The 797-nt window shown below is 48.9% G+C and carries 1 protein-coding gene; it reads right to left on the bottom strand.

The genetic code is table 11. The features are described from left to right. The coding region (locus tag JNK74_28510; GenBank protein ID MBL7650131.1) for a superoxide dismutase at positions 1 to 431 on the bottom strand (431 nt) is incomplete at its 3' end. Positions 432 to 797: the final 366 nt, after the last annotated feature.

Below are 797 nucleotides of genomic sequence, written 5' to 3'. Positions count from 1 at the left end.
TTCGGTGTGGAGGAGATGAACAGATTGCCATCGGCGCCTACGCTCAGCCAGGCCCAGCCGGAGCCAAAACGTGTGGTAGCGGCCTGTGCAAACAGTTTTTTGAATTCATCAAAAGATCCAAACGTTTTATCGATGGCTGCTGCCAGATGGCCCGTAGGAGCGCCACCAGCATTCGGCGCCATGATACTCCAAAACAAAGAGTGGTTCCAGTGACCACCGCCATTGTTTCGCACAGCGGGTGGTAGTTTGGATATATTGGCGAGCAGTTCTTCCAGTGATTTGCCTTCATGCTCAGTGCCTTGCAGCGCGGCATTCAGGTTGTTGACATAGGCAGCATGGTGCTTGTCGTGGTGGATTTCCATGGTGCGGGCGTCGATATGTGGCTCGAGGGCAGCAAATTCGTAAGGAAGGTTGGGAAGTGTAAATGCCATATTTCAGTGTTGTTAAATGGTGTGCATCGTTGTGATGTGGATAAAACAGGCCACAAAGTAAGATGTTCAGAAAAAAATAGGCGCTCGCCGTTCTCACGAACGACGGGCGCCTTGTTCTGACATAGTATGCACAATTAATTCTAACTCGACGGCCGGACGAAACCGGATATGCCGGTTAGTTAAGTATAGCGGATTAAACAGGGGGGGGAATAACAACCTGTCTTTTCAGGTTGCAGGAGATTGAAATAGCATCTATGTTATCGGACAGATGGTATACACGACCGACACAACATACTTTGGTTGTCAGGGAATGAATTTGAGTGGGATCTCAACTTGGGGAGCATTTGCAAAATTCTGAGAATGCGT

It is taken from the genome of Candidatus Hydrogenedentota bacterium (genome assembly GCA_016791475.1).
In the GTDB taxonomy this organism is placed as follows: domain Bacteria; phylum Hydrogenedentota; class Hydrogenedentia; order Hydrogenedentales; family JAEUWI01; genus JAEUWI01.
The sequence above is the reverse complement of the archived record's forward strand: the minus strand, read 5'-3'. Positions and strand labels throughout refer to the sequence as shown.